General features: G+C 72.0%; 19 protein-coding genes. 14 read left to right on the top strand and 5 right to left on the bottom strand.

The features are described from left to right. Positions 1 to 67: 67 nt before the first annotated feature. From FB557_RS00825 to pknB, 8 genes are all read left to right on the top strand, one after another. The gene (locus FB557_RS00825) at positions 68 to 2,095 is read left to right on the top strand and encodes an MMPL family transporter (protein ID WP_246074275.1); all 2,028 of its coding nucleotides are present in this window, start codon (positions 68 to 70) and stop codon (positions 2,093 to 2,095) included. Then, positions 2,092 to 2,943 (top strand): oxygenase MpaB family protein, encoded by an 852-nt coding sequence (locus FB557_RS00820; protein ID WP_144854763.1) that lies wholly within the window; start codon positions 2,092 to 2,094, stop codon positions 2,941 to 2,943. The genes FB557_RS00825 and FB557_RS00820 overlap by 4 nt, the downstream gene beginning before the upstream one ends. Positions 2,944 to 3,032: 89 nt before the next feature. Next, entirely contained in the window at positions 3,033 to 3,965 is a 933-nt protein-coding gene (locus tag FB557_RS00815) for an FHA domain-containing protein (RefSeq protein WP_170236136.1), read from the top strand. Between the two features lie 64 nt (positions 3,966 to 4,029). Further along, positions 4,030 to 4,503 carry an FHA domain-containing protein FhaB/FipA gene (locus FB557_RS00810; protein ID WP_144854761.1) on the top strand — a complete coding sequence of 158 codons (474 nt, stop codon included), beginning with the start codon at positions 4,030 to 4,032 and terminating at the stop codon, positions 4,501 to 4,503. Positions 4,504 to 4,506: 3 nt separating this feature from the next. Next, positions 4,507 to 5,748, top strand: a complete 1,242-nt coding sequence (locus tag FB557_RS00805; RefSeq protein ID WP_144854759.1) for a Stp1/IreP family PP2C-type Ser/Thr phosphatase — start codon at positions 4,507 to 4,509, stop codon at positions 5,746 to 5,748. Beyond that, positions 5,736 to 7,118 carry an FtsW/RodA/SpoVE family cell cycle protein gene (locus FB557_RS00800; RefSeq protein WP_144854757.1) on the top strand — a complete coding sequence of 461 codons (1,383 nt, stop codon included), beginning with the start codon at positions 5,736 to 5,738 and terminating at the stop codon, positions 7,116 to 7,118. Before FB557_RS00805 ends, FB557_RS00800 begins: the two co-directional genes overlap by 13 nt. Beyond that, positions 7,115 to 8,569, top strand: coding sequence for a peptidoglycan D,D-transpeptidase FtsI family protein (locus FB557_RS00795; protein ID WP_144854755.1), 1,455 nt, complete (start codon positions 7,115 to 7,117; stop codon positions 8,567 to 8,569). The genes FB557_RS00800 and FB557_RS00795 overlap by 4 nt, the downstream gene beginning before the upstream one ends. Positions 8,570 to 8,693: 124 nt before the next feature. Continuing rightward, positions 8,694 to 10,592 carry a Stk1 family PASTA domain-containing Ser/Thr kinase gene (gene pknB, locus FB557_RS00790; RefSeq protein ID WP_144854753.1) on the top strand — a complete coding sequence of 633 codons (1,899 nt, stop codon included), beginning with the start codon at positions 8,694 to 8,696 and terminating at the stop codon, positions 10,590 to 10,592. 3 nt (positions 10,593 to 10,595) lie between these two features. On the opposite strand, the gene FB557_RS00785 is transcribed toward pknB, so the two are convergent. The 3 genes from FB557_RS00785 to FB557_RS00775 all read right to left on the bottom strand — a co-directional run bounded on the left by FB557_RS00785 (position 10,596) and on the right by FB557_RS00775 (position 13,150). Continuing rightward, positions 10,596 to 11,585 carry a YihY/virulence factor BrkB family protein gene (locus tag FB557_RS00785; RefSeq protein WP_144854751.1) on the bottom strand — a complete coding sequence of 330 codons (990 nt, stop codon included), beginning with the start codon at positions 11,583 to 11,585 and terminating at the stop codon, positions 10,596 to 10,598. Between the two features lie 7 nt (positions 11,586 to 11,592). Continuing rightward, positions 11,593 to 12,249: an aminodeoxychorismate/anthranilate synthase component II gene (locus tag FB557_RS00780; protein ID WP_144854748.1), complete on the bottom strand. Its 657-nt coding sequence runs from the start codon at positions 12,247 to 12,249 to the stop codon at positions 11,593 to 11,595. A 124-nt stretch (positions 12,250 to 12,373) separates the two neighbouring features. Beyond that, complete coding sequence (locus tag FB557_RS00775) at positions 12,374 to 13,150, bottom strand: DUF881 domain-containing protein (protein WP_144854746.1); 777 nt, start codon at positions 13,148 to 13,150, stop codon at positions 12,374 to 12,376. 102 nt (positions 13,151 to 13,252) lie between these two features. On the opposite strand from FB557_RS00775, the gene FB557_RS00770 reads away from it, so the two are divergent. Continuing rightward, positions 13,253 to 13,636 carry a cell division protein CrgA gene (locus FB557_RS00770; protein ID WP_246074274.1) on the top strand — a complete coding sequence of 128 codons (384 nt, stop codon included), beginning with the start codon at positions 13,253 to 13,255 and terminating at the stop codon, positions 13,634 to 13,636. Between the two features lie 196 nt (positions 13,637 to 13,832). Here FB557_RS00770 and FB557_RS00765 read toward each other — a convergent pair whose 3' ends face one another. Then, positions 13,833 to 14,678 (bottom strand): rhomboid family intramembrane serine protease, encoded by an 846-nt coding sequence (locus FB557_RS00765; RefSeq protein WP_246074272.1) that lies wholly within the window; start codon positions 14,676 to 14,678, stop codon positions 13,833 to 13,835. Positions 14,679 to 14,728: 50 nt separating this feature from the next. Further along, on the bottom strand, positions 14,729 to 15,247 hold the full coding sequence (locus tag FB557_RS00760) for a peptidylprolyl isomerase (RefSeq protein ID WP_144854744.1): 519 nt from the start codon (positions 15,245 to 15,247) through the stop codon (positions 14,729 to 14,731). Between the two features lie 152 nt (positions 15,248 to 15,399). Here FB557_RS00760 and FB557_RS00755 point away from each other — a divergent pair, with 152 nt between their 5' ends. From FB557_RS00755 to FB557_RS00735, 5 genes are all read left to right on the top strand, one after another. After that, complete coding sequence (locus FB557_RS00755) at positions 15,400 to 16,602, top strand: hypothetical protein (RefSeq protein WP_144854742.1); 1,203 nt, start codon at positions 15,400 to 15,402, stop codon at positions 16,600 to 16,602. 176 nt (positions 16,603 to 16,778) lie between these two features. Then, positions 16,779 to 17,600 (top strand): DUF4397 domain-containing protein, encoded by an 822-nt coding sequence (locus FB557_RS00750; RefSeq protein WP_144854740.1) that lies wholly within the window; start codon positions 16,779 to 16,781, stop codon positions 17,598 to 17,600. Between the two features lie 5 nt (positions 17,601 to 17,605). Further along, positions 17,606 to 18,274 (top strand): class F sortase, encoded by a 669-nt coding sequence (locus tag FB557_RS00745; RefSeq protein ID WP_246074270.1) that lies wholly within the window; start codon positions 17,606 to 17,608, stop codon positions 18,272 to 18,274. A gap of 75 nt (positions 18,275 to 18,349) precedes the next feature. Beyond that, the gene (locus tag FB557_RS00740) at positions 18,350 to 18,877 is read left to right on the top strand and encodes an RNA polymerase sigma factor (protein WP_144854738.1); all 528 of its coding nucleotides are present in this window, start codon (positions 18,350 to 18,352) and stop codon (positions 18,875 to 18,877) included. Then, positions 18,870 to 19,655, top strand: coding sequence for an anti-sigma factor (locus FB557_RS00735; protein WP_144854736.1), 786 nt, complete (start codon positions 18,870 to 18,872; stop codon positions 19,653 to 19,655). Before FB557_RS00740 ends, FB557_RS00735 begins: the two co-directional genes overlap by 8 nt. The last annotated feature ends 14 nt before the right edge of the window (positions 19,656 to 19,669 follow it).

The raw sequence follows: 19,669 nt of genomic DNA, 5'->3' as shown, positions 1-19,669 counted from the left end.
CTGGACGGAGGGGGCCGGTTGGGCGCTAGGTTCGACTCCCCACCCTGTCGACTCCGGAAGGCACACTGTGCAGCGGCTCGCAGCCTTCGTCACCAACGCCCGGACGGCGTGGATCGTCATCGTCGTCGCGCTGATCGCCAGCGGGGCCTTCTTCGGCCTCGGGCAGGGCGAGCGCCTGCCCAGCCCGACCGAGACGATGCCCGTCGGCGCCGACTCCACCACCGCCCGTGAGCTGGCCGAGGAGCTCCCGCAGGCCGACGACGGCACCGCGATCGTCCTCTTCGAGTCGCAGGACGGCCCGCTGAGCCGCGACCAGCTCGAGAGCATCGGCACCCTGGCGTCGCAGATCGGTGCCGAGGGCGGCGAGGGGGGCCGGCCCCCCTTCGCCCCGAGCGAGGACGGCCAGGCCGCGATCGTCGTCGTCCCCGTCGACGGCGAGACCTCGACCGAGCAGAACGAAGCCGTCACCGCCCTGCGCGACCAGCTCCGTGAGCAGTCCCCCGACGGGGTAAGCACCGGCGTCACCGGCCCGGCGGCGATCTCCGGAGACCTCGCCGCCGTCTTCGAGGGCGCCGACTTCCGGCTGCTCGCCGCGACCGCTGCCGTCGTCGCGATCCTCCTGCTCGTCACCTACCGCAGCCCGATCCTGTGGATCTTCCCGTTGCTCGTCATCGGCACCGGCGACCGGGTCGCCTCGATCCTGGCCACCCGCGGCCTGAACGCCGCAGGCGTCGCCTGGGACGAGTCGGTCACCGGCATCATCTCGGTCCTCGTCTTCGGCGCCGGCACCAACTACGCCCTGCTGCTCATCTCCCGCTACCGCGACGAGCTGCGCACCCGGGAGGACCGCCGCGAGGCCCTGCGCGTCGCCCTGACCCGCACCGCCCACGCCGTGCTCTCCAGCGCCACCACCGTCGTCGTCGGCGTGCTCACCCTCATGCTCAGCGCCTTCCCCGCCACCCGCGGGCTGGGCCTCGGCAGCGCGATCGGCATCGTCATCGCCGTCATCTACGCCCTGATCGTCCTGCCCGCCGTGCTCAGCTACCTCGGCCGCTGGGTCTTCTGGCCCAAGGTCCCGCGCACCGACCAGGCCGCCCTCTCCGAGCACCGCACCGTGTGGCGGCGCATCGGCGACACCGTGGCCAGACGCCCTGGCGCCTTCGTCGCCGGCACCCTCGTCGCCCTCGCCGTCGCCGCGATCGGCGTGAGCCAGATGCGTCTCGGGCTGCCCGAGGCCGAGCAGTTCCTCGACACCCCCGACTCGATCGCCACCGCCCAGCGCCTGGGCGATCACTTCCCCGCCGGCTCCGTGCAGCCCACGACGATCGTGACGAAGGGGGACGCCCAGGAGATCACCGACGTCGCCTCCGGGGTCGGCGGGGTCGACTCGGTCCGTCCGTCCTCCGCTGCCGAGGACGGCTCGCTCACCTCCCTGCAGGTGATCCTCGCCGAGGACCCCGACAGCGACGCCGCGCAGCAGACGGTGCGGGACCTGCGGGCGGCTCTGGCCCCCTTCGACGAGACCTATGTCGGCGGCGCGACCGCCGAGGCCCTCGACGCCGACGAGGCCCACGCCGGAGACCGGTGGCTGATCATGCCGCTGGCCCTCGTCCTCGTGCTCGTCGCGCTGATGCTGCTGCTCCGCTCGATCGCGGCGCCGATCATCCTCGTGCTCACCGTGCTCGCAACCTTCGCCGCGAGCCTGGGGCTCTCGTGGTGGATCTTCACCGAGATCCTCGGCTTCACCGCGCTCGGCTCCAATGCCCCGCTCTACGCCTTCCTCTTCCTCGTCGCGCTCGGGGTGGACTACAACATCTTCCTCGTCACCCGAGCCCTGGAGGAGCGCGGCGAGCACGGCACCCGCGAGGGCATGCTGCGGGCCCTGGCCGCGACCGGCGGGGTGATCACCAGCGCCGGCATCCTCCTCGCCGCCGTCTTCGCCGTCCTCGGCGTGCTGCCGCTGGTCGTCCTCGCCCAGGTCGGCACGATCATCTGCGTCGGCGTCCTCCTCGACACCCTCCTCGTGCGCACCGTCCTCGTCCCCGCCATCGCCCTCACCCTCGGCGACCGCTTCTGGTGGCCACGACAGGCATGAACCTCGACCGACTGCAACGAGCCGCCGGCACCGCCCTTCGCTCCCGGGTCGCCGGCGAGGACGCACCCGAGCGCGCGCGGGTGATCTGGGAGAGCGAGGGCGAGCGCTGGTTCACCCCCGAGGACCCGGTGTGGCGGGTGCACGCCGACGCCGCGATGTTCCCCGGCGGGGTCACCGCGCTGCTGCTGCAGATGCTCCACCCGATGGCCATGGCCGGGGTCGCCGGGCACTCCGGCTACCGCGGCGACCCGTGGGGACGGCTGCAGCGCACCAGCCACTACCTCGCCTCGACCACCTTCGGCACGACAGAGCACGCGCTGGAGACCATCGCCGGTGTCCGCGCCATCCACGAGCGGGTCCGGGGCAAGGACCCCTTCGGCCGCCCGTACCGGGCCAGCGACCCGCACCTGCTCATGTGGGTCCACGTCGCCGAGATCGACTCCTTCCTGCGCGCCTACCAGGCCTTCGCCGCCCAGCCGCTGACCCCGGATGAGGCCGACCGCTACGTCGAGCAGGCCGGCGTGGCTGCCGGTCACCTCGGGGTGCTCGACCCGCCGCGCAGCGTCGCCGAGCTCGACCTGACCCTCGCCTCCTACCGCGACGAGCTCGAGGTCACCGCTGCCGCGACCGACGCCGCGCGCTTCCTCCTCGCCGAGCCGCCGCTGCCGCTCGCCGCGCGACCCGGCTACTGGAGCATCGCCGCCGGCGGGGTCGCCCTGCTCGAGCCCTGGGCCCGGCAGATGCTCGGGCTGCCCGCCTCTCCCCGTCTCGGGCGGGCCGTGCTGCGCCCCCTCGGAGGGGCCAGCACCGCCGCGGTGCGCTGGGCGATGGCCGGGGTCGACCGCTGACGTCCAGCACCGTCGCAGGTTGCCCTGGTTAGGATCGCGAGGCAGGAGTACGGCCCAAGACCCGCGGCGACGACGACGAGGAGGTGGCGATGAGCTTGTTCGAGCGCATGGAGCGCCAGCTCGAGCGCACCGTCAACGGCGTCTTCGCCAGGGCATTCCGTGCCGAGGTCCAGCCCCTCGAGCTCGCCTCCGCGGTGCGCCGCGCGATGGACGACCGCGCGACCCTCATCGGTCGCGGCCGCACCTCGGTGCCCAACCTCTTCACCATCGAGCTCTCCCCCGCCGACCACGACCGCCTCCTCGAGTACGACGAGGAGCTCGAGGACGAGCTGATCGCCGCCGCGCAGGAGCACGCCGAGACTCAGCGGTACCGCCCCGGCGGGCCGCTCCAGGTGCTCTTCGAGGCCGATGACGAGCTCGAGACCGGCGTCTTCCGCGTCCGCCCCGCCACCTCCCGCCACCGCGTCCAGAGCCGCTCGGCCGTGCGCGAGTACCAGGACGACTACCGCGAGTCCGAGGGCGAGGACTACGACGAGTACTCCGCTCCCCTCCCCGTGCAGCCCGGCGAGGACGAGGCGCAGTGGTGGGACGACGAGGAGGCGAAGGGGGATGAGCCCGCCCCCTCGGGGCGGCAGGCAGACCCCCCTTCGCCCGTCCCGGCCCGACCCACCGAGCCCGAGCGGACCCAGGTCGCCGAGGTCCCCCCGGCCCGGCAAGCCCGGGTGCAGGACCTGCCCTGGCTGGCCATCGACGGCGAGCGCTACCCGCTGATGTCCGCGATGACCGTCCTCGGCCGCGACGACAGCGCCGACGTCGTCCTCGACGACCCCGGCATCTCCCGGCGGCACGCCGAGGTGCGCGTCACCCACGACGGACCCCGCCAGGTCGCCCACCTGCGCGACCTGGGCAGCACCAACGGCACCTATGTCAACGGCGACCCCGTCGACGCCTGCCCCCTGCACGACGGCGACCGGGTCACCATGGGGCGCACCTCGGTGACCTTCCACCTGGCCCGCCGCTGACCACCCACCCACCATCCGGCACGCCGTCCGCGGCGACCATCGAGGCAGAGAGGAGACGAAGCCGATGAGCGAGCTGACCGTCACCGTGCTGCGCTTCGGCCTGCTCCTGCTGCTGTGGGCCTTCGTCCTCTCCCTCGCCGGGGTGCTGCGCTCCGACCTCTACGGCACCCGGGTGATCAACCGCCAGGGCGCCCCCGCGCGCTCTCGGCGGCCCGGCCGCGACCAGGCCCCCCGGCGCAACCCGCGGGTGCCCACCCACCTCGCGATCACCAGCGGCCCGCTCACCGGCACCAAGCTCTCGCTGCGCGACAAGGGCGTGCTCATCGGGCGCAACCCCGAGTCCTCGCTCGTGCTCGACGACGACTTCGCCTCCGGCCGCCACGCGCGGATCATCCGCGGCGAGGACGGGTGGTACGTCGAGGACCTCGGCAGCACCAACGGCACCTTCATCGGCGACTACCGGGTCGGTGAGGCGGTGCCGGTCGAGACCGGGACGACGATCCGGATCGGCAAGACCCTCATCGAGCTGCGGAGCTAGGGCATGCCGCTCGGACTCAGGTACGCCGCCCGCTCCGACGTGGGGCTGGTGCGCTCGGACAACCAGGACTCCGGCTACGCCGGCCCACACCTGCTGCTCGTCGCCGACGGGATGGGCGGGCACGCCGGCGGCGACATCGCCAGCGCCACCGTCGTCACCGAGCTGGTCGAGCTCGACCACGACTCGCTCAGCGCCGCCGAGGCCTCCGCCCAGCTGGAGCGGGCGATCCTCAGGGCCAACCGGGAGATCGCCCGGATCGTCGGTGACGACGAGCAGCTCGCGGGCATGGGCACGACGACCACCGCCCTGCTGCGCAGCCGCAACAAGCTGATCCTCGCCCACATCGGCGACTCCCGCGCCTACCTGCTGCGCGAGGGGCGCTTCACCCAGATCACCAAGGACCACTCCTTCGTCCAGACCCTCATCGACGAGGGGCGGATCACCGAGGACGAGGCGAGCACCCACCCCCAGCGCAGCGTCGTCACCCGCGTGCTCACCGGCGACGACGGCGACGAGCCCGACGTCGGCGCCCGCGAGGCCCGCCTCGGCGACCGCTACCTGCTGTGCAGCGACGGGCTCTCCGGCTTCGTCGCCCACGACACCATCGAGGAGCAGCTCGCCGCCGGCCGACCCCCGGCCGAGACCGCCGACGCGCTGATCAACCTGGCCCTGCGTGCCGGCGGGCAGGACAACATCACCGTCGTCGTCGCCGACGTCGTCGATATCTCGAGCGGCGCCCCCACCTCCACCCAGCCCCAGGTCGTCGGGTCGGCGGCCCTGCGCGGATCCAAGACTCGCGCCATGCCGACCACCCCGGCCGCGAAGGCGGCTGCGCTCAGCCGCTCCGCGGAGGACGACGAGCCCGAGCTCGCCGAGGAGGGCGGCACGCGCCGGGGTCGATGGGCCAGGCGGGTCGCCGCGCTCGGCGTGCTCGCCCTCGTCGTCGCCGGGCTCGCCTACGCCGGCTGGGCGTGGACCCAGCAGCAGTACTACATCGGGGTGCAGGACGCTCGGGTCACGGTGTACCGCGGCGTCGTCGGTGACCTCGGCCCGATCCCGCTGTCCGAGGCGGTCGACCAGACCGACATCGCCGTCTCGGACCTGCCCGACTTCTACCGCGACAGCGTCGAGCAGACGGTCAGCGTCGAGTCCGAGGACGAGGCGAAGAAGAAGGTCGACGACCTGCGCGTCGCCGCCAAGCGGTGCGCCGAGCTGCGCTCCACGGGAGAGCAATGCGGTCGCTGAGGACGATCACGACCATCGCCCCCAAGCGTGGGCGCAACGTCGAGCTGGTGCTCATCGCGCTGGCGCTCGCGGTCGTCGTGCTCGCCTACGTCAACGTGGAGGTCGCGGCCAACGAGACCGTCCCCGCCGGCCTGCTCGGGCACGCCGGCATCCTCGCCGCCATCGCGCTCGTCGTGCACCTCGTGCTGCGCTGGCGCGCCTCCTACGCCGACCCGCTCATCCTGCCGATCGTCACCCTGCTCAACGGGCTCGGGGTGGTGATGATCCACCGCCTCGACATCGCCGCGGGGCGCGACTTCGGTGATGGTCTGGCGTTCAAGCAGCTGCAGTGGACCGCGCTCGGGGTGATCATCGCGATGGTGGTGCTCGTCATGCTGCGCGACCACCGGGTGCTGCGCCGCTACACCTACACCGCCGGCCTGCTCGGCATCGTCCTGCTGCTGCTGCCCCTGCTCCCGCTGATCGGCCACGACGCCTACGGCGCCCGTATCTGGATCAAGCTCGGCCCCTTCACCTTCCAGCCCGCCGAGGTCGCCAAGCTCGCGCTCGCGGTCTTCTTCGCCGGGTACCTCGTGCAGACCCGCGACGTCCTCGCCCTCGCCGGTCGCAAGGTGCTCGGCATGACCCTCCCGCGCGGCAAGGACCTCGGCCCGCTGCTCGTCGCCTGGGGCATCAGCATCCTCGTGCTCGTCTTCGAGACCGACCTCGGCACCTCGCTGCTGCTCTTCGGGCTCTTCGTCTCGATGCTCTACGTCGCGACCGAGCGGGTCAGCTGGATCATCATCGGCCTGACGCTGGCAGCGGCCGGAGCCTTCGTCGCCTACCAGCTCTTCTCCCACCTGCAGACCCGCGTGCTGTGCTGGCTGGACCCCTTCAGCCCCGAAGGAGTAGAGCAGTGCGGCCAGCTCGGCAGCGGCCTCATGGGCCTGGCGGCCGGTGGCCTGCTCGGCACGGGCCTGGGCCGGGGCCGGCCCTGGCTGACGCCGCTGCCGGAGACCGACTTCATCTTCAACAGCCTCGGCGAGGAGCTAGGGCTGGTCGGGATCATGGCGATCCTCGCCCTCTACGCCATCCTCGTCGAGCGCGGCCTGCGCTCGGCGATCGGCCTGCGTGACGGCTTCGGCAAGCTCCTCGCGACCGGCCTGGCCTTCACCGTGGCGCTGCAGGTCTTCGTCGTCGTCGGCGGGGTCACCCGGGTCATCCCGCTCACTGGCCTGACCCTCCCCTTCGTCGCCTACGGCGGATCCTCCCTCCTGGCCAACTGGACCCTCGTCGCCCTCCTGCTGCGGATGAGCGACCACGCCCGCCGCCCCGAGGCCGAGCCCGACACCCCCGTGCCCGAAGCCCCGACCGAGGTGGTGCGCCGATGAACGAACCGATCCGCCGGCTCTCACTCCTCGCCGGGCTCCTCGTCGTCGCGCTGCTCGTCGCCTCGACGTGGATCCAGGCGCTCGGCGCGGGCTCGCTGAACGACCGTCCGGGCAACCAACGCACCGCCCTGGCGAACTACGGCCAGGAACGCGGCCAGATCCTCATCGACGGCAAGCCGATCGCCCGGTCGGTCCCGGTCGACGACGCCCTGCGCTGGCAGCGGCAGTACCCCGAGGCCCAGACCTACGCCCACCTCACCGGGTACTACTCCTTCGAGTACGGCGCCGGCGGCGGGCTCGAAGGCGCGGCCAACTCGCTGCTCTCCGGCACCGACGACCAGCTCTTCTACGGGCGGATCGCCGACATCATCGCCGGGCGCAAGCCCACCGGCGCCTCGCTGGAGCTGACCATCGACGCCAGGGCTCAGCAGGCCGCCGTGCAGGCCCTCGGCGGCCAGCGCGGCGCCGTCGTCGCCCTCGACCCCTCCACCGGCGCGATCCTCGCGATGTACTCCAGCCCCAGCTACGACCCGTCACCTCTCGTCAGCCACGCGGAGGGGGTCCCGCAGGAGGCGTGGAAGCAGCTCACCGGCGACGAGAGCCAGCCCATGGTCAACCGGGCGATCGCCGGCAACCTCTACCCGCCCGGCTCGGTCTTCAAGGTTGTCACCGCCGCAGCAGCCCTGGAGTCCGGTGACTACGAGCCCGACTCCGAGCTGCCCGGCCCGGCGATCCTCGACCTGCCGCAGACCGAGTCCGACCTGCCCAACAGCGACAAGGCCCCGTGCGGACCGGGTGACCAGGCCACCCTGGCGACCGCGATGCAGAAGTCGTGCAACACCACCTTCGGCTACCTCGGGATGGAGCTGGGCGGTGACGCCCTGCGAGAGCAGGCGAGCAAGTTCGGCTTCGGCGACAGCCTCGACATCCCCATGGCGGTGACGCCGTCGACGGTGCCCACCGAGCTGAACGAGCCGCAGGAGGCGCAGGCCGCGGTCGGGCAGTACGACGTTCGAGCCACGCCGTTGCAGATCGCGATGATGAGCGCCGGCGTGGCCAACGACGGGGTCGTCATGCGGCCCCACCTCGTCGAGAAGGTGCAGGGCAGCGACCTCTCCACGATCTCCCAGGCCCGGCCCGAGCAGCTCTCCCGGGCGGTCGCCCCCGAGACCGCCCGCCAGCTCACCGAGATGATGACCAGCGTCGTCGAGAGCGGCACCGGCACCCAGGCAGCGGTCCCCGGCACCACCGTCGCCGGCAAGACCGGCACCGCTCAGCACGCCGAGGGAGCCGCGCCGCACGCGTGGTTCACCGGCTTCGCCCCCGCCGACAACCCGAAGGTCGCCGTCGCCGTCGTCGTCGAGAGCGGCGGCTCCGCCGGCAGCCAGGCCTCCGGCGGCTCCGTCGCCGGCCCGATCAGCGCCGCGGTCATGCAGGCGGTGCTCCAGTGAGGCCCGACCACTCCAAGACGGTCCCTGCCGGGCGACCTGCGCAGATGCCTCAGGTCGGACCGATGCTGAACGGCCCCGCGGGCCCGCGGTCGGCAACAATGAACCGTCGTCAGGAGAGGACGCCGTGACCAACCCCACCCCCCGCCTTCTCGGCGGCCGCTACGAGCTCGGTGAGCTCATCGGGCGTGGCGGCATGGCTGAGGTCCACCGCGGCTACGACACCCGCCTCGGCCGTCCGGTCGCGGTGAAGATCCTGCGCAGCGACCATGCCCGCGACGCCGGGTTCCTCCAGCGCTTCCGCCGAGAGGCGCAGTCCGTCGCCGGGCTGAACCACCGCTCGATCGTCGCGGTGTACGACAGCGGAGAGGACCACGCCGTCGAGTCCGGCGGCGCCGAGGTGTCCATCCCGTACATCGTCATGGAGCTCGTCGAGGGGCGGACCCTGCGCGAGATCCTCAACGAGCGGGGTCGGCTCGAGCCCGGGGAGGCCGCGCGGATCGTCGAGTGGGTCCTCGACGCCCTCGCCTACAGCCACCAGATGGGGATCATCCACCGCGACATCAAGCCGGGCAACGTCATGGTCGGCGACGACGGCTCGGTCAAGGTCATGGACTTCGGCATCGCCCGCGCCGTCGCCGACACCCAGGCGACGATGACCCAGACCGCGGCCGTCATCGGCACCGCACAGTACGTCTCCCCCGAGCAGGCCCGCGGGGAGACGGTCGACCACCGCAGCGACATCTACTCGGCCGGCTGCGTCCTCTTCGAGCTGCTCACCGGCACCACGCCCTATACCGGCGAGCCGATCAGCCTGACCTACCAGCACGTCAACGCCCCGATCCCCCTGCCCAGCAGTCTCGACCCGGACATCCCACGCGACCTCGACGCGATCGTCGCCGCGGCCCTGACCAAGGACCGTGACGAGCGCTACGAGGACGCCCGCGACATGGCCGACGACCTGCGCCACGTCCGCGACGGTCGACCGGTCGGCGCCCTCGCTGCCGCCGCCCTCGCCACCGCCATCGGCGGCGGAGCGGCCCTGGCCGCGGGTGAGGAGACGGTCGCGTACGCCCCGGCCGGCCCCCCTTCGCGATCGGGTGACACCACCACCTTCGCCGCGGCGGACGACCCGGAGGCGCCTCTCGACAAACGGCGTCGACGCGGTGGCTGGGGGTGGCTCCTCGCCCTGCTGCTCCTCGTGCCGCTGCTCGCCCTCGGCTGGCTGGCGTACCAGCAGAGCCAGCCCGACGAGGTCGCCCAGGTCACCGTGCCCCAGCTCGTCGGTATGGACGAGGACGCCGCCGAGGCCGAGCTCACCAACCTCGGCCTCGAGCCCGACCCCGAGGAGGGCAACAGCGACGCACCGGTCGGTGAGGTCTTCGAGCAGGAGCAGACGCAGGGCAGCGTCGTCGACAAGGGCAGCCGGATCACCTACCGGGTCTCGCTCGGTCCGGTCGAGGTGCAGGTACCCGAGCTCGTCGGCCTGTCCCGCAAGGATGCCGAGCAGGCGATCACTGACGCCGGGCTGAAGGTCGGCGAGGTCTCGACCCGCGACGGGGACGCGGAGAAGAACACCGTGCTGGACTCCCAGCCGGGTCAGTACACCTCGGTCGCCGCGGACTCCGAGATCGACCTCGTCGTCGCCAGCGGTGAGGTCGAGCTGCCCGACGTCGTCGGCAAGGACGTCGATGACGTACGACGACAGCTCTACGACCTCGGGCTGGAGCTCGAGACGAGCGAGCGGGTCTCGGACGCGCCGGCCGGCCAGATCCTCGAGCAGGCACCCGGCGCGGGCACGGTCGAGGTCGGCTCGACGGTCCGCCTCGTCGTCGCCCGGGCGCGGGACAAGACCGTCACCGAGACCACGACGAGCTCGCCGACCACGACGACACCGTCCCCCACGGAGACCTCCACCTCGCCGGACCCCACGACGACCGACGAGCCCGACCCGACGACGACCGAGCCGACCAGCCCGCAGAGCACCCCGCCGAACACCCGCTCGACGACCGGCCAGACCCCCTGAGGGTCAGCGCCGCTCGAAGTCGGCGGAGATCTTCTCGAATCCCTTGAGCCGCTGCGCCCGGGCCTGCCCGCCGTAGGCCCGGCGGTCGGCCTCGGTCAGCACGACGGCGTCGGTGAAGAGGGTGAGCAGCGAGCGCGGCCACAGCCGCTCGCTGAGGACGACGTTGATCTCCATGCAGATCACGAGGACGACGGCGTTGCTGTAGATGAAGACGAGCAGGCCGAAGACGAGGGCGAAGACCGAGTTGAGGTTGCTCGCGCCGGCCACGACCGAGCCGACATAGCTCGCCCCGAGCTGCTGCAGCACGCCGAAGAGCACCGCCGCGATCACCGAGCCGGGCAGCACCTGCCGCACGGTGAGCTCCTTCGGCGTGGCGACGATGAAGATCAGCGCGAAGACCCAGGTGTTGAGGACCACCGACCCGATGTTCACCGCCCAGGACTCCAGCCGCTGGCCCTGGGTCGCCTCGCTGGCGATGAAGGTCAGAACGGTCGATGCGATGACCGTCAGGCCGGCGGTGAGGACCATCATCACGCTGCGGGCGCGAGAGAGGATGACGTTGGGGCGGCTGTTGCGCGGCACCATCCAGGCCGTGTTCATCGCGTACTGCAGGGCCTGGCCGACGCCGAGCCCGCCGTAGGTCGCGGTGACCGCACCGACGACCAGCCCGACCGGCCCACCGCCGAGGGTCCCGGTCTCGCGCAGCTCGTCCCCGACGATCGGGAACTCCGAGACCGCGGAGTCCAGGATCGCCTGCTGCCACTCCGGCTGGCCCTCGAGGACGAAGCCGAGGATCGTGGAGAAGAGCAGCAGCAGCGGGAAGATCGACAAGAAGCCGTAGTACGTGATGAGCGCGGCGAGGTAGGGGCCGAAGTCGTCGAGGAACTTGTAGACCACGGCAATCGGGAAGCCGAGCCACGGGTGCCGACGCTGGAACCGGTCGACCGGTCCGACGGTCGGTGCCTGCTCCCCCTTCGCCCCCTGCGCGCTCATCACCCGCTCACCCGGCAGCGACCATCCGGGCCACGCCCTCAGCGTCACGGACCAGGGGGGTCATCCCGGTCGAGCGCTGCACCGCGCCCTCGTCGCCGGTGAGCTCGAGCCAGTTGGCGAGCATCCGGTGACCGCCCTGGGTGAGCACCGACTCGGGGTGGAACTGCACGCCGTGCAGGGGCAGGTCGCGGTGCTGGGCGGCCATGATGATGCCGCTCGCGGTGTGGCCGGTGGCGACGAGCTCGTCCGGCAGGGTGCTCGGGTCGATGGTCAGGGAGTGGTAGCGGGTCGCGGTGAAGGGGTCGGGCAGACCGGCGAGCACCCCGCTGCCGTCGTGGGTCACCTGCGAGGTCTTGCCGTGCAGCAGCTCGGGGGCCCGCCCGACGGTCGCGCCGAGGGCGACGCCGAGCGCCTGGTGGCCGAGGCAGACACCGAGCATCGGCTGGGCGCGCTCGGCGCAGCCTTCGATCATCGCGAGCGATACCCCGGCCTGCTCGGGCGTACCGGGCCCGGGCGAGATGAGCACGCCGTCGAAGTCGGCGCCGTCGGCGGGTGCGACCTCGTCGTTGCGCACGACCGTGGTCTCCGCCCCAAGCTGCTGGAGGTAGCCGACGATGGTGAAGACGAAGCTGTCGTAGTTGTCGACGACGAGGATCCGGGGCACCTGCCCGATTATGCCCGCTACGTCAGGGCGCGCCGTGGTCCTCACCTAGATCGCCCGCTACCACGCAGTATTGGTTGTGATCGCGACCAGTACTGCGTGGTAGGGGGCGATCCTGGGGCTGAGGTCAGCGCACGGCGCGGGCGTGCTTGAGCTGGCCCTGACCGGAGTAGGGCGGCATGCCGGTCTTGTCCGAGGTGCTCACCTCGTACCCGAGGCCGATGGCGTCGACGTACTCGCGGTAGACGCTCACGGTCGGGTCCTCGTCGAGCGCGGTGCGCATCGCCTCCTGGTCACCGATGGCGGTGATGACGAAGGGGGGTGCGTAGACCCTCCCTTGGAGGATGAGGGTGTTGCCCACGCACCGGACCGCGCTGGTGGAGATGACCCGCTGATCTTGGATCATCATCGCCTCGGCGCCCCCGCGCCACATGGCGTTGACCACTCCCTGCACGTCCTGCTGGTGCACGACGATGTCATTGACGTCGTAGCCCTCCGGGAGGTCGGCCGCATCGAGCGGAGCGTCGTCGAGACTCACGGTGAGCGAGGGTCCACTGACCGCCGCGAAGCCGGCGGGCCCCTGCATGCCCTGGATGTCGTCGGTCAGCGCCTGGAGCTGACCATCGCCGCCACCTGCCTGGACGGTCGCCTCGTCGACCTCTCGTCGCAGACGCTCTACGGCGAGCTCTCGCGTCGAGTTGTCGTGGGCGCGGTCCCGGATCAGGTCGGGGACGGTCTGGATGTCCGAGCGGAGGTCCTCGCCCTGAGCGGTGGCTGCCGTCACCCCGAAGAGCAGCCCGGCGGCCAGCGCGATGACGGGCACGAGCGCCGACCATCCCGACGCCCTGGAGTCGAGGAACATGCGCAGGCGGGACGACGACGCGGTCTCGCGCTTGCTCGGCACCTCGCCCTCCTGGCTCTCGGGTCGGCGCGCGCCGCGGCGGCGCGTGCATGCTCGGCTGAGCTTGTGCTCACCTCTACGCTAGGGCACGGACCTGAGCGCGCCGTGCCGCCGCACCTCGACGCTCACGAGCAGATGACCCAGGAGCAGAGCGACGTGGCCCCGACAGAAGACGCCAACGACACCACCGGCGAGCGCAGCAGCCGCGCCAAGGCGCGCTCCGGCGACCCGCGCACCCGCGCGCAGGCCGATGCCGTGGTCGAGGAGCGCGAGGAGTGCGAGCGCAAGCGCCGCAAGGCGCAGAAGATCGGCAACCCGAGCTGGTTCGTCCCGGTGATGGTCGGGCTGATGCTCCTCGGCCTGCTCTGGGTCGTCACCTTCTACATCACCCAGCAGGAGTACCCGATCCCCTCACTCGGGCAGTGGAACCTCGCCATCGGCTTCGGCCTGGCCATGGCCGGCTTCGCCATGACCACCCGCTGGAAGTAACCGCACCTGCCAAGGCAGGCACCCGGTCCCGCACGCCCGAACCCGCACCCTGCCAAGGCAGATGCGAAGGGGGTTACACGGGTGTGATTATCCCCAGGTGTGAGAAACCCTGTGGATAACTCGCTCGATGGCGTCCGATACCGAAGTATTGCGCTGTCGCAATAGAGCCGAAGACAGCTCGATCGTCGCGAGGCTCTCAGGCGAGGACGACGAACTTCAGCGCGAAGAGGGCCAGTGACAGCACGGCGACGGCCGCGATGCCTGCCCAGGCGACGGTGGGGTTGTCCCGCTGCCGGGGACGGGAGAGCAGCGCGGCGAGGGCCGCGCCCGCGACCAGCCCGCCGAGATGGGCCTGCCAGGCGATGTTCGGGATGACGAAGCCGATCACCGCGTTGATCCCGATCACGCCGAGCATCGAGGACGCATCGCGCCCGAGGTGACGCTGGACGACGACGATCGCCCCGAAGAGGCCGAAGACGGCACCGGATGCGCCGACGACGCCCTGGGTGGAGTCGACCGGCTGGAAGAGCAGGTAGGTCACCGAGCCCGCCAGCGCCGAGACCAGGTAGAGGCCGAGGAAGCGTGCCCGCCCCAGCCACATCTCGAGCTGGGGGCCGACGATCCACAGCGCCAGCATGTTGAACATGATGTGGAAGATCTGGTTCGGCGCGTGGAGGAACGCCGAGGTGAGCAGCCGCCACGGCTCGGACGTGGCGATGAAGGCGGCCAGCGCACCCTCGCGGTAGACCTGGTCGGTCGTCAGCTCACCGAGATAGACCAGCCCGCAGATCACCATGATCGCGATGGTCACCACGGGCGTGCCGCTGCGCGCCGCCCGACCACCCCCTGGGGTCCGCTCGCGCGGCATCGCGCGCTCGGCCTCGCGCACGCAGTCGACGCACTGGATGCCCACCGCCGCCGGGCGCTGGCAGTCCGGGCAGGCCGGGCGCTGGCACCGCTGGCAGCGGACGTAGCTGACGCGGTCGGGGTGCCGGGGGCACACCGGTGCCTCGGTCGCCTCGGTCGGTCTATCCCAGCTCACGGGTCGGCGAGAGGTGGAGGGCGAAGGGGGAGAAGCCGGCCTCGTCGAGGTCAGTCGGCGATCTCGACCGACTCGATGACGACCGGCTCGACCGGCTTGTCGTTGGGCCCGGTCTTGACCGCGGCGATCGCGTCGACGACCTCACGGCTGGCGCCGTCGGCGACCTCGCCGAAGACGGTGTGCTTGCCGTAGAGGAACTGGGTGGGGGCCACGGTGATGAAGAACTGCGAGCCGTTGGTGCCGCGGCCACCGCGCTTGCCGGCGTTGGCCATCGCCAGCTGGTACGGCTTGTCGAAGGTGTGCTCCGGGTGTGGCTCGTCGTCGAACATGTACCCCGGTCCGCCGATGCCCTCGCCGAGGGGGCAGCCGCCCTGGATCATGAAGCCGGAGATGATCCGGTGGAAGGTCAGACCGTCGTAGAAGGGCGTCGGGTTGGTCCGGCCCGCGTCGTCCTTGTAGTCGATGGTGCCCTTGGCCAGGCCCACGAAACTCTCGACGGTCTTGGGCGCGACGTTCTCGAAGAGCTCGAGGGTGATGTCGCCGTGGTTCGTGTGCAGGGTCGCCTTCATGCCCCGCAGTCTGGCACATGCCGACGACAGCCCCGGAGCCGTGAGGCGGCCCACGTGGTCCGTCCCTCGATCGACCCCCGGCCTTGGCTCGATTCCCCACGCCATCCGGGGCAGGATGGGGTAGAGGTAACCGTGACCGATGAGGAGGACCGGTGTTCCGAACCAACGACAGCAAGGTCGAGAAGGGCCGCGTCGCCGCCCACGAGGGCGCCGAGACCGGCGTAGAGAAGTTGCACCACCTGATCGACCGGGTGGCCGAGCAGGCCGAGACCGGCTCGGAGAAGGCTGCGGCGGCGGGGGCCGCCGCTCAGGTCAAGGGACGCGACCTGCGCGCCCAGGCCGAGCAGGCCCGAGAGGACGCCCGCAAGGACCTGGCGAAGGGCAAGAAGCAGGCCGAGAAGAAGCGCAAGAAGCTGCGTAAGGACGCCAAGAAGCGCGGCAAGAAGGCCAGCTCGGAGCTGCACGACCTGCGCGACACCTTCGTCGACGACGTGCTGCCCAAGGTCGCCGCGACCGCCACCGGCCTGGCTGCTGCCGGCGCCGCCGCCGGCCAGGACCTCGCCGACGAGGCGGGCAAGCGTGCCCCGGCGGCCTTCAACGCGCTCAAGGACGACCAGGACCCGCAGGCTGCTCTCGCCGCGATCAAGGGTGAGACGACCAAGAAGGCCCGCGGCAAGAAGCTCTTCCTGCTCGCCATCATCGCGGGCGGCGTCGCAGCGTACTTCGCCAAGAAGTCGCAGGAGCCCAAGAAGGACCCGTGGGCGGTTCCGGCCGGCGACCCGTACAAGGCTCCCGAGACCGGGCGCGACTCCTCGTTCAAGCCGAGCGACGGCCCGGCGGGCACGACGAGCTCCACCGGACCGACCAGCGCCGCGGGCGCGGGTGCGGTCGGCGCGGGAGGCGTCGGGGTGACCGCCGCCGGTGACCTTCCCGCCTTCGACGAGGTGAGCTCCACCGGCCGTGCCGACGGCGGCGCGGACGCCGGCGCCGATGGTGGGGCCGACGGCTCCGCTGACGGCCACGCCGGCCCGGGTGCCGACGGCGGCGCGGACGGTGGGGCCGATGGCCACGCCGGCCCGGGTGCCGACGGCGGCGCGGACGGCTCCGCCGGTGAGACCCACATCCTCGGCGGCAGCGAGATCGACGACCTCGCCTCGGAGGACCCGCAGGCCGCTCACGTCGGCGAGGCCCACGAGACGGCCCTCTCCGACGATGCCGCCCATGACCGCCGTGAGGGTGACGACGCCTGGAGCAGCGCCAAGGACTGGGCCGACGACTCCAGCGTTCCGTCCGAGACCTCGGAGACCTCTGACGTCTCGACCGAGCACCTCGGCCGCGACGGAGACGCTCGCTGAGCTGACCACGAGAGCGAAGGGGCCTGGGCGGATGATCCGCCCAGGCCCCTTTGCCGTGCTGTCACCTCCCCACGCCGAGAGTGATGCCGAGAGCGGGTGCATCCAAACCGGACCGTTGGGACGAAGGGAAGGGTAACGGTGCGCATCCGGCGCACCGGCGAAGGAGAGGAAGCACCATGTCCGTCACCACTCGCACCCTCGGCGCCACCGCCGCGATGGCCCTCGTCGGCCTCGCCTCCGCCGTCCCCGCACACGCCGCCGAGGACGCGCACGTCTCGATCCTGCACGGCGTCCCCGACGCCACCGTCGACGTCTACGTCAACGGCGAGGCCCTGCTCGAGGACTTCGAGCCCGGCACGCTGACCGACCCGCAGATGCTCCCCGAGGGCGAGTACGACCTCAAGGTCACCGCCCCCGACGCTGGTGCCGACGGTGACGCGATCGTCGAGGCGATGGACGTCGCGGTCCCGGCCGGCGCCAACATCACCGTCGTCGCCCACCTCGACGCCGACGGCGAGCCGACGCTCACCCCGTTCGTCAACGACACCAGCGAGATCGAGGCCGGCAAGGCCCGGCTCACCGTCCGCCACACCGCCGCCGCCCCCGCGGTCGACGTGCGCGCGAACGGCGAGGTGGCCTTCTCCGGGCTGACCAACCCCAACGAGGAGTCCGCGGACCTGCCCTCCGGCTCGATCAGCGCCGATGTCGTCCTCGCCGGGACCGACACGGTTGCGCTCGGCCCGGCCGACCTCGACCTCGCCGAGGGCTCGAACACGATCGTCTACGCCTGGGGCAGCGCGGAGGACGAGAACCTCAAGCTGGCCACCCAGTCGATCTCGGGCATGCACTCCGCGCCCGACGGCGTGCCCTCGGGTGACGGCGGCCAGGTGGCTGCCGCCGACCAGGCCGGGCGGTACGCGCTGGTCACCCTCGGCGCCCTCGCCGCCGGTGGTCTGGTCCTCGCCGGATCGCGTCGGACGGCCCGTCAGCGGTCCTGACCGACGTGAGCACGCACCGCGCCCCGCGAGGACGGGTCGGCCCGGCTCTGCTGGCCGCCGTCCTCGTGGGGGTGGTGCTGCTCTGGCTGACCCGGCCGGTCGGTGACGACCCGGCCGTGGTCAACGCGGCCGTGGCGGGCGAAGGGGGGTCCCCCCCTTCGCCGTCGGCCGCCGCCCCGGTGGTCCAGGCCGCACCCACGCCGACCACGCCCGAGGCCACCGAGACCCCCGGGCCCCCGACGCGGCTGGCCATCCCCGCGCTCGCCGCAACCCTGCCGGTGACGCCGGTCGGGGTGAGCGAGCAGGGTGCGATGGAGATCCCCGACGACCCGCGGACCGCCGGCTGGTACCGATACGGTCCCGGTCCGGGCGAGGCCGGAGCGACGGTCCTCACCGCCCACGTCGACAGCCGCGAGCGCGGGCCCGGACCGCTGGCCGGCTTGCGCACCCTCGACTCCGGGGACGAGCTCACGGTCACCGCCGATGGGCAACCCCACCGGTACCGCGTGCTCGAGGTCTACACGGCGGGCAAGGACGAGCTCGACCTCGACGCCGTCTTTCGACGCGACGGCCGGGAGGCGCTGCACGTGGTGACCTGCGGCGGTGCCTTCGACGCCGCGACCGGGCACTACGAGGACAACGTCGTCGCCGTCGCGGAGCCGATCAGCGAGTAGGACGTGCCTAGGATCGACGATGTGCAGCCATCCCGACCTCCGCACCAGGAGGTCACGCCCGAGAGACGAGAGGCCATGGCCGTCTCGCTGAGCGAGGGTGCCCCGCACGCCCTCGAGGAGGTGTACCGCCAGTACGCCCACCTCGTCTACACCATCGCGGTCCGCGCTCTCGGTGACCGCGGCGACGCCGAGGACGTCACCCAGCAGGTCTTCCTCGCCGCGTGGCGCGGCGCCGACCGGCTCGTCCCCTCGCCCACCGCCCTGCCGGCCTGGTTGATCGGCATCGCCCGGCACAAGATCGCCGACGCCCTCGCCGCCCGGGCACGAGACACGCGCCGGCTGCAGGCGGTCGCCGACTCCGACCTCGCCGCTCCCAGCAACCTCCCACCGACGGACCGCACCCTGGAGATCGCGGTCATCGCCGAGCTCGAGGCGATGGGCGACCCGCGCGGGACCGTGCTACGGATGACGATGCTCGAGGGCCTCACCCACGCCGAGGTGGCCGACCGGCTGGAGATCCCGCTCGGGACGGTCAAAAGTCACGCCCGGCGGGGTCTGATCCGCCTACGAGAGGTGCTCCAGGAGGTGAGCGACGATGTCTGAGGGTCACGACGAGCAGGCCATCCACCCGAGCGAGGAAGAGCTCGCCGGGCACGCCATCGACACCCAGGACGGCCTCACCCCGGACCCGCGCGTCGCCGAGCACCTCAAGGGGTGCGTCCGGTGCTCCCGGGTCCACGACGAGCTGCGGCTCCTCGCCGCTGGTCGTCTGCCCGGCGACGGACGCGCGCTGTCCGAGGCGCTGGACGAGGACCTCCAGGTCGACTGGGAGTACCCGCCCGACGGCGTGTGGTCGGGTATCGCCGCCGACCTGGGCCGCAGCGAAGGGGTGGCCGTCAGCCCGAGCGCCCCGGAGCCTGCCGGAGAGCCCGGTGGTCACCGGCCGGTCGGCGCCATCCGCAACAGCCTTCCGTGGCTGGCGGCAGCGGCCGCGCTCGTCCTCGGGCTCGCGGTCGGCCGAGCCCTCGGAATGGGAGATGAAGGGGAGGTGACCCGGGTCGCGCAGCTCTCGACGGTGGGCGACGAGGGGCAGGGTCGCGGTGACGCCGAGCTGGTCCGCTCCGACGATGGGCTCGCCCTGCGGGTCGCGCCGAGCGACCTGCCTAGGGGCGAGGGCTACCTCGAGGTGTGGCTGCTCAACACCGACGGCACCCGGATGGTCTCGGTCGGTGTGCTCGACGGGGAGTCCACCCGCGACTACCAGGTCACCCAGGACCTCATCGACCAGGGCTACACGATCGTCGACATCTCCCGGGAGCCGTACGACGACAAGCCCGAGCACTCCGGTGACTCCCTCGCCCGGGGCGCCCTCGAGACCTGAGCCGCTCCCGAGGC

Origin of the sequence: Marihabitans asiaticum (genome assembly GCF_007828725.1) — a bacterium.
GTDB classification, from domain to species: Bacteria; Actinomycetota; Actinomycetes; order Actinomycetales; family Dermatophilaceae; genus Marihabitans; species Marihabitans asiaticum.
Note: the sequence above shows the minus strand (reverse complement) of the source record. Positions and strands in the feature narration are given on the sequence as shown.

What these genes read in the sequence shown, in the direction of transcription:
- FB557_RS00795 (WP_144854755.1), top strand. Translation starts at nt 7,115, where the DNA reads ATGAACGAACCGATCCGCCGGCTCTCACTCCTCGCCGGGCTCCTCGTC.
- FB557_RS00735 (WP_144854736.1), top strand. Translation starts at nt 18,870, where the DNA reads ATGTCTGAGGGTCACGACGAGCAGGCCATCCACCCGAGCGAGGAAGAG.
- FB557_RS00785 (WP_144854751.1), bottom strand. Translation starts at nt 11,585, where the DNA reads ATGAGCGCGCAGGGGGCGAAGGGGGAGCAGGCACCGACCGTCGGACCG.
- FB557_RS00820 (WP_144854763.1), top strand. Translation starts at nt 2,092, where the DNA reads ATGAACCTCGACCGACTGCAACGAGCCGCCGGCACCGCCCTTCGCTCC.
- FB557_RS00800 (WP_144854757.1), top strand. Translation starts at nt 5,736, where the DNA reads ATGCGGTCGCTGAGGACGATCACGACCATCGCCCCCAAGCGTGGGCGC.
- FB557_RS00740 (WP_144854738.1), top strand. Translation starts at nt 18,350, where the DNA reads ATGGCCGTCTCGCTGAGCGAGGGTGCCCCGCACGCCCTCGAGGAGGTG.
- FB557_RS00810 (WP_144854761.1), top strand. Translation starts at nt 4,030, where the DNA reads ATGAGCGAGCTGACCGTCACCGTGCTGCGCTTCGGCCTGCTCCTGCTG.
- FB557_RS00760 (WP_144854744.1), bottom strand. Translation starts at nt 15,247, where the DNA reads ATGAAGGCGACCCTGCACACGAACCACGGCGACATCACCCTCGAGCTC.
- FB557_RS00815 (WP_170236136.1), top strand. Translation starts at nt 3,033, where the DNA reads ATGAGCTTGTTCGAGCGCATGGAGCGCCAGCTCGAGCGCACCGTCAAC.
- FB557_RS00750 (WP_144854740.1), top strand. Translation starts at nt 16,779, where the DNA reads ATGTCCGTCACCACTCGCACCCTCGGCGCCACCGCCGCGATGGCCCTC.
- FB557_RS00805 (WP_144854759.1), top strand. Translation starts at nt 4,507, where the DNA reads ATGCCGCTCGGACTCAGGTACGCCGCCCGCTCCGACGTGGGGCTGGTG.